Consider the following 12868-nt stretch of genomic DNA (forward strand, 5'->3'; position numbering starts at 1 on the left):
CCGCCGTACCGCTCGCCGTGCTGCTCTTCCTGGCCCGCCTGCTGCTGCGCCACGGCGCCGCGACGGCGGCCGGACCCCGCCGGGCCCCGGTCCTCGTCGCCCTCGCCGCGGCGGCGGTGTCCGCCCCGGCCGCCGCGGCGGGCCTCCTGGTCCACGCCGTCTTCGCGTTGTCCCGCGCATCCGCACACGTAACCACATAACCGGATCCCCCTCGTAAACGAGGGGGCTTTCAGCCGAACCGGCTGAGGCCCGTGTGTTACCAGCACCAGCCAACGACCAAGTAGGAGGTGACTGACGTTGGCTACGTTCCGCGTAGGCGGGAAGACCCACCAGGCTGTGCTTCCTCAGCAGCCTGCTCTGGAACTCGGCTCAGCAGACAACCCAGGGATCGGGGACGAAACGGGAGTCGAGCACCGCACTGCGGTACCCGGCGCGGGACATGTGCGAGAGGAGATCTCCGGTGGCTCACCTGCTGCCGGGGGCGTCACCCCCGAGCCCCCTGGGGGCGGGGAGGAGCCGCGTGAGCGGCACCCGTTCGTGTTCGTGCTCGACAAGCACGGCACGCCGTTGCAGCCCTGCACGCCTGCCAGGGCGCGCAAGCTGCTCACGAAGGAACGCGCTGTTGTCCACCACCACACCCCGTTCGTCATCCGCCTCAAAGACCGCACCGCCGCCGACTCGGAGACGGACGGTGTCGAGGTGGGTGTCGACCCCGGCTCCAAGCACACCGGGATCGCCGTGTTCACCGCCCAGGCCGGGCAGCGCCGTGGCCGGTACGCGCTCCAGCTCGACCACCGCGGGGCGACGATCCGCAAGAAGCTGGAGCAGCGCTCGGCCTACCGGCGCGGACGCCGCACCCGCAACCTGCGCTACCGGGCACCGCGCTTCCTCAACCGCAGCCGCCCCGATGGATGGCTCGCCCCGTCCCTGCGGCACCGTGTCGACACCACCACGTCGTGGGTGGCACGGCTGGCCCGCTGGTCGCCCGTGCGGGCCGTGCATGTGGAACGAGTCGCGTTCGACACCCACGCCCTCAGCGCGGGCAAGCCCCTGGAGGGAGCCGAGTACCAAAACGGCACCCTCCACGGCTACGAGGTCCGCGAGTACCTACTCGCCAAGTTCGGCCGGGCGTGCGTGTACTGCGGCGCCACGAACGTTGCGCTGAACATCGACCACGTGCAGCCCCGCAGCCGGGGAGGCGGCGACCGGGTCTCGAACCTCGTCCTGGCCTGCGTCCCGTGCAACGAGCGGAAGTCGAACCGGCCCGTGGAGGAGTTCGCCCCGAAGCGGGCGGCCGACATCCTCAAGCGCGCCAAAGCGCCCTTGAGGGACGCCGCAGCTGTCAACTCCACCAGGTGGTCCCTGTGGCAAGCCCTGGACGCGGTATGGCCCACCCACACGGCCAGTGGCGGCCGGACGAAGTGGAACCGCACCCGCACCGCACTCCCCAAGACGCACACCTTGGACGCTCTCGCCGTCGGCAAGCTCGACTGCATCACCGAAGCCGTTCGCCTGGTCCTGGTCGCCGGATGCACGGGCCGCGGAACCCACGCCCGCACCCGGCCCGACAAGCACGGCTTCCCCCGCCTGCGCCTGCCCCGGCACAAGCAGTTCTTCGGCTACGCCACCGGCGACCTCGTCCGAGCCGTCGTCCCCACCGGCAAGAAGGCCGGTACCCACACCGGCCGTGTCGCCGTACGGGCAACCGGCAGCTTCAACATCACAACCCGCCACGGAACCGTCCAAGGCATCAACCGCAAGTACGTCCGTCTGCTCCAGCGGGCCGACGGATACGCCTACACCACCCAACCCGAAGGGCCGTCTGCGGCAGCGCGGTAGGTGACGACGTTTCGCCCTGGCGGCGAAACCTCGCTCCCTGCCCTGCTCCGCAGAGGCTCCAGTTCCTCCCCCGCGTAAACGAGGGGGTATCCCTGGAGGAAAACATGATGAACGGGCAAGCCATCGAGCAGGGGGCCGTGCGATGAGGGTGCTGCTGATCGGAGCCAACGGATACCTCGGCCGCTTCGTCGCCGACCGGCTGCTCGCCGACCCCGCCGTGCAGCTCACCGCGCTCGGCCGCGGCGACGACGCCGACGTCCGCTTCGACCTGGCCACCGGCAGCCCCGGCGCGCTGACCCGGTTCCTCGACGCCGTCCACCCCGGCGTGGTGATCAACTGCGCGGGCGCCACCCGCGGCGGGGCCCGCGAGCTGACCCGGCACAACACCGTCGCCGTCGCCACCATCTGCGAATCGCTGCGCCGCAGCGGCTGCGGCGCCCGGCTGGTCCAGCTTGGCTGCGGCGCCGAGTACGGGCCCAGCCAGCCCGGCTCCTCCACGGCCGAGGACGCCGTCCCGAGACCGGGTGGGCCCTACGGTGTCAGCAAGCTGGCGGCGACCGAGCTCGTGCTCGGATCCGGCCTGGACGCCGTCGTGCTGCGGGTCTTCTCGCCGGTGGGGCCGGGTACCCCCGCCGGGTCCCCGCTCGGCCGGCTCGCCGAGGCCATGCGGCGGGCGATGCAGTCCGGCGACAACGAGCTCAAGCTCAGCGGACTGGGCGTGCAGCGCGACTTCGTCGACGTACGGGACGTGGCCCGCGCCGTGCACGCGGCCTCGCTGTCCGCCGCCCAGGGCGTGGTCAACATCGGCACCGGCCGCGCCGTCCGGCTGCGGGACGCGGCGGCCGTACTGGCCCGGGTCGCCGGCTACGGCGGCGCCCTGCACGAGCTGGACCTCCCGCAGCAGCCCGGCCACGCCGGTCACCCCGGGCACTCCGGTCACCCCGGCCACGGGGGCCACCACCTCGGCGGCCGGCCCGGCATCGGCGCGCCCCGCTCCGAGGCCGGCGCGGAACAGCTCGCCGCGACCCCGCCGCCCGCCGCGTACCCGTACCCGGACGGCTGCGGGGTCTGGCAGCAGGCAGACGTACGCACCGCCCGGGACCGGCTCGGCTGGCGGCCCCGGATCAACCTGGAGGAGTCCCTCGCGGACATCTGGATGGAGGCGGCATGCCGTATCTGACCACCCCGCCCGGCCGGCTGGCGGCCACCGAGTCCGGCCGGCTCGGGCTCGGCAGCCCCGGGTACGCCCACCCGCTGGTGGCGCCCGTCGAATGGGCCGAGCTCACCCGCCCCGGCACCCCGCTGCACTGGGCTGTGCTCAACGTCACGGACGGGCCCGGCCGGCGGCCCGACCCGCACTGCACCGAGGCCGCCGCCCGGCTCTGCGACGCGGGCGGCACCCTGCTCGGCCATCTCGCCATGCGGGACGGAGACCGCACGTTCGGTGAGATCGTCTCCGACGCGCACCGCTACCTGGACTGGTACCGGGTCGGCGGCTTCTACCTGGACCGGGTCCCCGCCGGCCGGGCGGAGCTGGACGACGTACGGCGCGTCGTGGACACCCTGCGCACGCTCGGCCCGGGGCTGCACTTGGTCCTCGGCCACGGCACCCACCCGTACCCCGGCTACGCCGGGATCGCCGACCAGCTCGTCACCTTCTCCGGCAGCTGGGCCGACTACCGCTGGTCGCAGGTGGCGGAGTGGACCTCCGAGCACCCGCCCGAGCGCTTCTGCCACTTCGTGCACGGGGTCCCGCGCACCCACCTGGAGGAGGCCCTGCGCGTCGCGCGCTGGCAGGGGGCCGGGACGATCTGGTTCACCGACCGGCAGGGGGTGGGCGACCCCTGGGCCGGGATGCCCGCGTACTGGGACGAAATCGTCTCGCGTATCGGACCGGGTGTCTCGGAATGAAGAAGGGCGTGGCACTGTTACGGGTAGTGCAACCATCAGTCCGCTCCCCGCGTCCGCGTGGGGATGCTCCTTATCTACGGAGTGCCCGTGTCGCTGCCACCCCTGGTCGAGCCAGCTGCTGAGCTCACCGTCGACGAGGTCCGTCGGTACTCCCGGCACCTGATCATCCCGGACGTCGGGATGGACGGCCAGAAGCGCCTGAAGAACGCCAAGGTGCTCGCCGTGGGCGCGGGCGGCCTCGGCTCGCCCGCCCTCATGTACCTGGCCGCGGCCGGCGTCGGCACGCTCGGCATCGTGGAGTTCGACGAGGTCGACGAGTCGAACCTGCAGCGCCAGATCATCCACAGCCAGGCGGACATCGGCCGCTCCAAGGCCGAGTCGGCGCGCGACTCGGTCAAGGGCATCAACCCGTACGTGGACGTGGTCCTGCACGAGGAGCGGCTGGACAGCTCCAACGTGATGGAGATCTTCAGCCAGTACGACCTGATCGTCGACGGCACGGACAACTTCGCCACCCGCTACCTGGTCAACGACGCCTGTGTGCTGCTGAACAAGCCGTACGTGTGGGGCTCGATCTACCGCTTCGACGGCCAGGCCTCGGTCTTCTGGTCCGAGCACGGCCCCTGCTACCGCTGCCTCTACCCGGAGCCCCCGCCGCCGGGCATGGTCCCCTCCTGCGCCGAGGGCGGCGTCCTGGGCGTGCTCTGCGCGTCCATCGGCTCCATCCAGGTCACCGAGGCGATCAAGGTCCTCACGGGCACGGGCGAGCCGCTCGTCGGCCGCCTGATGATCTACGACGCCCTGGAGATGCAGTACCGCCAGGTCAAGGTCCGCAAGGACCCCGACTGCGCGGTCTGCGGCGACAACCCGACCGTCACCGAGCTCATCGACTACGAGGCCTTCTGCGGCGTCGTGTCCGAGGAGGCCCAGGAGGCGGCGCTCGGCTCCACGATCACTCCCAAGCAGCTCAAGGAGTGGATCGACGAGGACGAGAACATCGAGATCATCGACGTCCGCGAGAAGAACGAGTACGAGATCGTCTCGATCCCGGGCGCGCGGCTGATCCCCAAGGGCGAGTTCCTGATGGGCACCGCCCTCCAGGACCTGCCGCAGGACAAGCGGATCGTCCTGCACTGCAAGACGGGTGTCCGCAGTGCGGAAGTCCTCGCCGTTCTCAAGTCCGCGGGCTTCGCGGACGCCGTGCACGTCGGCGGCGGCGTGATCGGCTGGGTCAACCAGGTCGAGCCGCACAAGCCGGTCTACTAGGCGCTGCCGGTCTACTAGGCGCCGGTCTACCAGGCCCCGCCGGGCACTGGCGCTGCCGTACGGGCCGTACCGCGTGATGCGGTGCGGCCCGTACGTATGTCCGCCGTCGCTTGTCTGCCGTCGGGGCGGGGCGGGGCGGGGCAGGCCAGGCGTCAGGCCGCTTTGCACACGGTGCCGGCGCCGGGCACCTTGCCGTCCAGCAGATAGGCGTCCACGGCGGCCTTCACGCACCGGTCACCGCTGTTGTAGGCGCCGTGCCCCTCGCCCTCGTACGTCAGCTCCACGCCCACCCCCGGCCCGAGCCGCTCCGCCATGTGCCGGGCGCCCTCGTACGGCGTGGCCGGGTCGCCGGTGTTGCCGATCACCAGGATCGGCGCGGCGCCCGGGGCGTTCACGTCCGGCGTCTCCCAGGCCCCCTTCACCGGCCAGCCGGTGCAGCCCAGCAGCCCCCAGCCCAGGAAGCCGCCGAAGACCGTCGAGGCCTTCTTGAACTCCGGCAGCTTGTCCCGGGTCTGCTCCAGGGTGTAGCGCTCCTTGGAGTCCGCGCAGTTGATGGCGGTGTTCGCCGCGCCGATGTTGCTGTAACGGCCGAACCGGTCGCGGCCGTTGAGCAGGTCGGACAGCACGAGCAGCAGCTGGCCCTGGCCGCCCTCCGCCTCGTCCAGCCCCTGCTCCAGATAGGGCCACAGCTCCTTGGAGTACAGCGACTGGGCGATCCCGTTCGTCGCGGCGGTCTCGGTCAGCGGCCGGTCGCCGATCCCGGGGATGGGCTTGGCGGCCAGGCTCTTCTGGAGCTTGACGATGTTCTCCTCGATCTCCTCGGCGGTGCTGCCCTGGAGCCGGCAGGCGTCGCCGCGGTCCACGCAGTCCTGGGCGAAGTTCCGCAGCGCCAGCTGGAACCCCTTGGCCTGGCCGAGCGCGCTCTCCTCGGAGTTCTTGGTCGGGTCCACGACCGCGTCGAAGACCGCGCGGCCGACGCGCTCGGGGAAGAGGTGGGCGTAGACGCCGCCGAGCTCGGTGCCGTAACTGATGCCGAAGTAGTGCAGCTTGTCGTCCCCGAGGGCCTCCCGCAGCGCGTTCAGGTCGCGGGCGGCGTTCTCGGTGCCGACGTGGGGGAGCAGCTCGCCGGACTTCTTCTCGCACGCCGCCTGGTACGTGCGCTGGGCGTCGAGGAAGGCCTTCAGCTGGGCCGGGGACTCGGGCGTGGAGTCCGTCGCGTAGTAGGCGTCCAGCTGCTTGTCGTTCTCGCAGGTCACGGGCGCGCTGCCGCCGACCCCGCGGGGGTCGAAGCTGACCAGGTCGTACCGCTCGTTGAGGGTGGCGTACTCCTGGGCGGCGCCCGGCAGGGTGGTGACGCCGGAACCGCCGGGGCCGCCGAAGTTGAAGACGAGCGAGCCGATCCGCCGGTCCTTGTCGCGGGCCGGGAGCCGGATCAGGGCCAGCGGGATCTTCTCCCCGTCGGGCTCGGCGTAGTCCAGGGGGACGTCCAGCGTGGCGCACTGCCAGTTCGCCCCCGGGGACTCGCCGCCACCCTGGGTGGCCGAGGGGACCGGGCACTTGCCCCAGTCCAGCTTTCCGGCGCCCTCACCGCCTCCGTCGCCCCCGCCGGAGCAGGCGCCGGTGGTCAGCAGCGCGGCGGCGACGGCGGTGGCGGCGGTGACCCGCAGGGCGTGTCGTGGCATGCCCCCATCCTGCGTGCGGCGCAGCGGGCGCGCCCCCGCCGTGGGCCATGCGGGTGGCGGCCCTGCGGCGCCTGCTTGCACAGGCAGCCCGGTCTTCTGGTCTGGTGGTGACCATGAGCGACAACGGCGGACACGTCACGATCAACGAGGCGGCGGCGCTGACCGGCACCGCCCCCCGGACGCTGCGGCACTACCACGGGATCGGGCTGCTCCCGGAGCGGGAGAGCTACGGGTACGACGACATCGTGCGGATCCTGTGGGTGCGGCGGAAGGTGGAGCAGGGGGTCGCCCTGGACGACGTACGGGCGGAGCTCGACCGGAAGACCGACCAGGACGACCTGCTGGCGGAACTGGAGGGCTCGCTGGCCGAGCAGGACGCGGAGCTGCGCTCCCGGATCGCGGAGCTGCACCGGCTGCGGGGCGCGCGCGGGCACCTCGGCGAGCTCGCTTCGCAGCTGGCCGAGACCGCGGGCCGGCCGGTCGAGCTGGAGCACCGGGGGCACCCGCTGGGGGCGGCCGTGGCCGAGCACGAGGCCGTCACCCGGCACGTCCTGGCCCTGCACCCACGGCTGCGGACGGAGCAGCGGCGGCTCCAGGCGGAGCTGCTGGAACTGGCGGAGGCTCCGGTGGACGACCCGCGGGTGGAGCGGCTCGCGCACGCCTACTTCGTCCACATGCAGGCGATGGAGGCGGCGGAGCGGGCGGCGAGCTTCCCCGAACCGGAGTTCGTGGACGACAGCTTCACGGTGGACGCGGCGGGCAGCGAACTCGGCGCCCCGGAGCTGGAGTCCTACGCGCCCGTCCCGGGCCACATCTCCCCGGCCCAGGCCCGGTGTGCAGAGCTTTTGGGGCGGCTGATCGCGAAGTGGGCCTCGGACCAGGCGTAGGGCGGGGCCGGCGGGTCGTCGGCCCGTCGGCCCGTCTTCCGGCCCCGGGTCCCGGGATGCCGGCCCGAGGCCGGGAGGCGGAGTCGGGAGCGCCGACCGCCGAATTTGCCGTCCTGGCAAGATTCCTGGGCCGGTGCCGCCACCCGGTTCGAGCATGGCCGGGCACCCGATCGACCCGGACGGAAGGCGGCATCCGTGGCCACGACATCGAGCTCCACATCCACATCGGCGTCTGCTCCGGCTTCGACGTCCCCGGCCGGTCCACCCGGGCTGAGCGCGCGCCGGCGCTGGACGGTGCTCGCCGTGTGCGCGCTGAGCATGTTCCTGGTCGGCGTGGACACGACCATCGTCAACGTGGGGCTGCCCGAGGTCGGGCGGGGCCTGGGCGTGGGCACGCGCGGCCTGGAATGGGTCGTGGACTCCTACACCGTGGTCCTGGCCAGCCTCCTCGTCGCCGCCGGCGCGCTCGCCGACCGCTTCGGCCGCCGCCTGGTGTTCCAGTGCGGACTGGGCGTCTTCGGCGTCGCCTCGCTCGCGTGCGCGCTCGCCCCGTCGCTCGGGTTCCTCGTCGCGGCGCGGGCCGTCCAGGGCGTCGGGGCCTCGATGCTGAGCCCGGTGGCCCTGGCGATCGTGGTCAACGCGATGCCCGACCCGCGTGAGCGGGCCCGGGCGATCGGCGTCTGGGCCGCGGTCTTCGGGCTCAGCATGGCGGCCGGCCCGGTGACCGGCGGGGCGCTCGTCGAGGCCTTCGGCTGGCGGTCGGTCTTCTGGATCAATGCCCCGGTGGTCGTGGTGGCGCTGGTGCTCGTCGCGGTGTTCGTCCCCGAGTCCCGCGGCCGCCGCGACCGGCGCCTCGACCTGCCCGGCCAGGCCCTCGTGACCCTCGCCCTGTGCGCGTCGGTCGCCGTGCTCATCGAAGGCCCCCGTATCGGCTGGACCTCACCCGCGGCCGTGGCCGGCTACGCGCTGGTCGCGGCCTCGGCGGCCGGGTTCGTCCGGGTCGAGCGGGGCCGGCCCGAGCCGCTGATGGACCTCGGGCTCTTCCGGCGGCCGGTGTTCGCCACGGCGGTGCTGGGCGCCGTGGCTGTGTTCGTCGCGCTGAACGTGAGCCTGCTGCTCACCACGTTCCAGCTCCAGCAGGCCCGCGGCTGGAGCCCGCTCGCGGCGGGTACGGCGACCTTGCCGATGGCGCTCGGGGCCACGGTGTGCGCGCCGTGGTCCGGGAGCCTGGTGGGGCGGCTCGGCCCCCGCCGTCCGCTCGTCCTCGCGGGCACCTTCACCGCCGCCGGCGGGCTGTGCCTGGTGGACCTCGGCCCGGACACGGGCCTCCCGCTGCTGCTGGCGGCCTTCCTGTGCCTCGGCATCGGCTTCGGCTTCGCCAACGCCCCGCTCACCAACACCGCGGTCAGCGGTCTGCCGGCGTCCCGGGCCGGTGTGGCCGGGGCGATCACCTCCACCGCGCGGCAGATCGGTGCGGCGGTCGGCATCGCGGTGGCCGGGGCCCTGGTCGCGGACGTCGCCCCCGGGGACCTCACCGCCGCCGCCCGCCCGGGCTGGCTCCTGGTGGCGGCCTGCGGCCTCTGCCTCTTCGCCGCGGCCGCCGCCTCCCGCCCGGCGAAGCCGCGTACGAACCAGATCGGTACGAACCGGATCGGTACGAACCAGATCGGTACGAACTAGATCGATTCCTTGCGGGTGAGGTAGTTGAACGACAGCCAGCCCGGCAGGACCGGCAGCCAGAAGGTCATCAGGCGGAACAGCAGGACGGCCGAGATCGCGATCTCCTTCTCCAGCCCCGCTGCGATCAGACCCAGCGTCAGCGTCGTCTCGACCGCGCCCACGCCGCCCGGCGTCGGCGCCGCCGAGCCCAGCGCGTTGCCCGCGAGGAAGACCACCGCGACGCTCGCCAGGCTCAGCGTCTCGCCCCCGCCGAACGCCCGGACCGACGCGTCCAGGCACAGTACGAAGCAGCCGGTCAGCAGCAGCATGCCGCCGATGCCCGTGACGAGCTTCTGCGGCCGCTGGAGCACGTCCAGCATGCGCGGTACGACACCCGCGAACAGCGCCCGTACCCGCGTCACCACGAACTTCCGCAGGAACGGGATCGCCGTCACCACCAGCACCAGCACCGCGACCGTGAGCAGCCCCGCGATGACCGTCCTGGACGGCGTCATCTGCGGGGTCTTCTCCGTACCCGTCAGATAGCCGAACGCCAGCAGCAGCAGGATGTGGCTGGCCAGACCGAACAGCTGCGAGGCGCCCACGCTCGCCACCGCCAGCCCCGGCCGGACGCCCGAGCGCTGCAGGAAGCGGGTGTTCAGCGCGACACCGCCGACCGCCGCCGGCGCCACCAGCTTCACGAACGAGCCGGCCACCTGCGCCGTCACCGTCCGCACGAACGACACCCGCTCCGGCACGAAGCCCAGCAGGCTCATCGCCGCGGCGACGTAGCTCAGCGCCGAGAAGGCGACCGCCGCCCCGACCCAGCCCCACTGCGCCTCGCCGATGACCCGGCCGAAGTCGACGTGCGTCAACTGCGTCAGCAGGAAGTACGCGGCGAACGCGCCCGCGATGAAGGAGACCAGCGTGCGCGGCCGGATGCGCTCCAGCCGGGCCGGTTCCACCGGCGCCTGCGGCCGGATCAGCAGCACCTGGCGGCGGATCTGGCTGAGCAGGTCCTCCTCGCGCGCCTCGTCGAGGGCCTCGTCCAGGGCCCGCTTCTCGGCCTTGCGCTCGGCCTTCGAGTCGGCCTTCGAAGGGGTCGCGCGCTCCGCCTTGGCCAGCCGCGAGGACTCCAGCACGGCCTCGCGCTCGCGCTGGGCCCGCTCCCGGGCGAGCCGGCGCAGCGTGGCCCGCGTCGAGCGGCTGAGCGCGATCGGCTGGAGCAGCGGCAGGCAGTCCGCCACGGTGTCCATGCCGAGCACCTCGACCGCCGCGGCCACCGAGCGCTCCGCGCCGACCCGCAGGCCGAGCGTGGTCAGCAGCTGCGCGACGTCCATCCGCAGCACCAGATCGCCGGCCGCGATCTCGCCGCCGCGCAGGTCGGTGAGGGTGACCCTGCCGGAACGATCCACCACCAGGGCGTCACCCGTGAGCCGCCGGTGCGCGATCCGCCGCGACTGCAGGAACCGCACCTGCTCCCACGCGTTGCGGATCAGCTCGTCGGTGATCTCCTCGTCCGCGAGCGAGTCCAGACAGCGCCCGTCGAGGTGCTCGTACACGAGCATCACGGCGTCCGGGCCCAGCTCCGAGGTGGCGATCAGCTTCGGCGCGTTCGCCCCGGCCGCGATGGCGGCGTACGCGAGCAGCGCCTCCTGCTCCAGCGCCTGGCGCAACGACTGCAGGCTCCGCCGGGTGGTGATCCCGCGCAGGGTCAGCCGGCGCCAGACCCGGTAGAAGAAGCCGTGCGCCTGCTGCTCGCGGTCCACGACGGTGACGTCGAGCGGCGCTCCGTGCTCCAGCGTGACGTGGTAGCGGCGGCCCCGGTCGTTGTGCTCCTGGACCTCCGTGCCGTCCAGGGTCTCCGCGCGCATGGCGCTGACCGGCTGGAAGCCGACGCGGCGCAGGCCGGCGAGGAGGTTCTGGCCGGTGGGGCGGACGTTGGGCGAGCCGACGGCGTAGAGCGTGCCGTACGCGACGGTCCAGCCGATCAGCACGGTGAGGATGATCGAGAACGGGGTCGTGTAGCCGCCGACGAGCATCGCGAAGGCGTCGAGCAGCAGCACCGCCCACAGCGCGACGCGCCAGCGCGGCCGCCGGGTCATCCCGACGGCGGTCATGTACGCGATCACGGGCGCGAGGTAGCCGTGCACCGGATCGGTCAGGGCCTCGCCCACGCCGGTGGGGCGGGTCAGGGCGTCCTGGACGGTGTCGGACGCGGCCCGGGAGACCCACAGGTCGGTGGCGAGGGTCACGCCGTGCGCGAGGACGGCGGCGAGCACGCCGTCGGCGATGCGCAGGCCGTCGCGTTTGATGAGCCGTTCGATGGCGAAGGCGACGGGCACCAGCAGCACCGCGATGCTCGACACCAGACCCGCGACCTTGATCAGCAGGTCAGGGGCCTCCTCGGTGCCCGAGCTGATGTCGGCCTCCAGGCCCGAGGTGGTGCCGTGGGCGAAGGCGGCGAGGGCGAGGACCAGGGCGATGCCGAGGATGCCGACGAGCAGCCGGACCAGGTCGGAGGGCCGGTGCACGCGGGCGGCGAGCAGCGGCTCGTCCACCTCGACGCGGTCGGCGCCGGGGTGGCCGTCGGCGGGGTGGTGGTCGGTGGGGTGGTCTCCGGCGTGCCGGCCGTCGGCGTGGCGGTCACCGCGGTCGGCGGGGCCGGTACGGGTCCTGTCGGCCTGGCCGTCGGCCGCGGACGCGCCTGCGGACGTGTCGCCGGAGGTGCCTCCAGGCATGGGTGCGGACGTGCCTCCGGTCCCGCCGGTCCTGCCGTCGGACGTGCCGTCGGCCCGGTCGCCGCCGCCGCGGCGCACGGGCTCCGGGTGTGGCGCAGTCGTCGCGCGGGTGTGCTCGGCCCCGGCCGCCGCGGCGTCGCTCCGCGCGTCGTCCTGAGGGCTCACACCCTGCTCCTTCGCCGTCACTTCCGTCTCTTCTTGATCACGTATCACGAGTCACCGCCCGGAAGATGGTGGCACGGACGGGCGGGGCCGCGAGGCATCAGGGGTGCCCGAGTTTGCGGAGCAAATCGTTCCGCAGGGCTGTCGGCGCGGTGCGGCACCATGGGCCGCATGGACGAGCTGCCGGAGTACGCGGAGCGGGTGCTGGAGGTCGCCGAGCGGATTCCGCCCGGCCGGGTGATGACGTACGGGGACGTCGCCGAGTGGCTCGGCGAGGGCGGACCACGCCAGGTCGGCCGCGTCATGGCCCTCTACGGCGGCGCGGTCCCGTGGTGGCGCGTGGTGCGTGCGGACGGCGTACCCCTGCCCGGCCACGAGCTCCGCGCCCTGGCGCACTACCGCGCCGAGGCCACACCGCTGCGCGAGGCGTCCGCCGGACCGCGGATCGACATGCGGCGGGCGCGCTGGGACGGACATGACGGGGCTCACACCTGACAGCTTCCGCCATCCGGCGCCGCAGCGGCAGACCGAAGATGCGGACGAAGGCCCGTACGAGGTACCGGGCGGGGGCGCGCCGACCGCGCGCGGGGCGCGGACCGGCCGGCGGGCCCGGGCCGGTTCCGGGCCGGTCCCTTTATCCACTCTGCGCCCGCGGCCGATCACCCGGTGTTGGTTGCAGGGTGGCGCGTTGGCGTACACAGCACTGATCGCTAGGCAGTCG

General features: G+C 73.2%; 9 protein-coding genes and 1 pseudogene. 8 read left to right on the forward strand and 2 right to left on the reverse strand.

All coding sequences use genetic code 11. The features are described 5' to 3' along the window. The 5 genes and pseudogenes from GPJ59_RS24890 to moeZ all read left to right on the forward strand — a co-directional run. A pseudogene (locus tag GPJ59_RS24890) lies at window positions 1-200 on the forward strand (hypothetical protein); the annotation flags it as partial. A 343-nt stretch (window positions 201-543) separates the two neighbouring features. Further along, a complete protein-coding gene (gene iscB / locus GPJ59_RS24895) occupies window positions 544-1839 on the forward strand; it encodes an RNA-guided endonuclease IscB (protein WP_308120462.1) in 1296 nt (431 codons plus the stop codon). Window positions 1840-1981: 142 nt separating this feature from the next. Then, window positions 1982-3019: an NAD-dependent epimerase/dehydratase gene (locus GPJ59_RS24900; protein ID WP_219669928.1), complete on the forward strand. Its 1038-nt coding sequence runs from the start codon at window positions 1982-1984 to the stop codon at window positions 3017-3019. After that, window positions 3007-3750, forward strand: coding sequence for a spherulation-specific family 4 protein (locus GPJ59_RS24905; RefSeq protein ID WP_219669929.1), 744 nt, complete (start codon window positions 3007-3009; stop codon window positions 3748-3750). The genes GPJ59_RS24900 and GPJ59_RS24905 overlap by 13 nt, the downstream gene beginning before the upstream one ends. Before the next feature lie 87 nt (window positions 3751-3837). Next, complete coding sequence (gene moeZ / locus GPJ59_RS24910; RefSeq protein ID WP_219669930.1) at window positions 3838-5016, forward strand: adenylyltransferase/sulfurtransferase MoeZ; 1179 nt, start codon at window positions 3838-3840, stop codon at window positions 5014-5016. Window positions 5017-5168: 152 nt separating this feature from the next. Here moeZ and GPJ59_RS24915 read toward each other — a convergent pair whose 3' ends face one another. After that, complete coding sequence (locus tag GPJ59_RS24915; RefSeq protein ID WP_219669931.1) at window positions 5169-6698, reverse strand: alpha/beta hydrolase; 1530 nt, start codon at window positions 6696-6698, stop codon at window positions 5169-5171. 113 nt (window positions 6699-6811) lie between these two features. Between GPJ59_RS24915 and GPJ59_RS24920 the strand changes: the two genes are divergently transcribed. Both GPJ59_RS24920 and GPJ59_RS24925 read left to right on the forward strand, forming a co-directional pair. Continuing rightward, window positions 6812-7585 carry a MerR family transcriptional regulator gene (locus GPJ59_RS24920; protein ID WP_219669932.1) on the forward strand — a complete coding sequence of 258 codons (774 nt, stop codon included), beginning with the start codon at window positions 6812-6814 and terminating at the stop codon, window positions 7583-7585. Window positions 7586-7888: 303 nt separating this feature from the next. Next, on the forward strand, window positions 7889-9265 hold the full coding sequence (locus tag GPJ59_RS24925) for an MFS transporter (protein ID WP_308120464.1): 1377 nt from the start codon (window positions 7889-7891) through the stop codon (window positions 9263-9265). Here the strand turns inward: GPJ59_RS24925 and GPJ59_RS24930 are convergent. Continuing rightward, window positions 9262-12198: a lysylphosphatidylglycerol synthase domain-containing protein gene (locus GPJ59_RS24930; protein WP_308120466.1), complete on the reverse strand. Its 2937-nt coding sequence runs from the start codon at window positions 12196-12198 to the stop codon at window positions 9262-9264. The two genes, GPJ59_RS24925 and GPJ59_RS24930, sit on opposite strands and share 4 nt — an antisense overlap. Before the next feature lie 111 nt (window positions 12199-12309). Between GPJ59_RS24930 and GPJ59_RS24935 the strand changes: the two genes are divergently transcribed. Continuing rightward, entirely contained in the window at window positions 12310-12642 is a 333-nt protein-coding gene (locus GPJ59_RS24935) for an MGMT family protein (protein WP_219669934.1), read from the forward strand. Window positions 12643-12868 lie beyond the last annotated feature (226 nt).

Origin of the sequence: Streptomyces bambusae, from assembly GCF_019400985.1 — a bacterium.
Lineage (GTDB): Bacteria > Actinomycetota > Actinomycetes > Streptomycetales > Streptomycetaceae > Streptomyces > Streptomyces bambusae_A.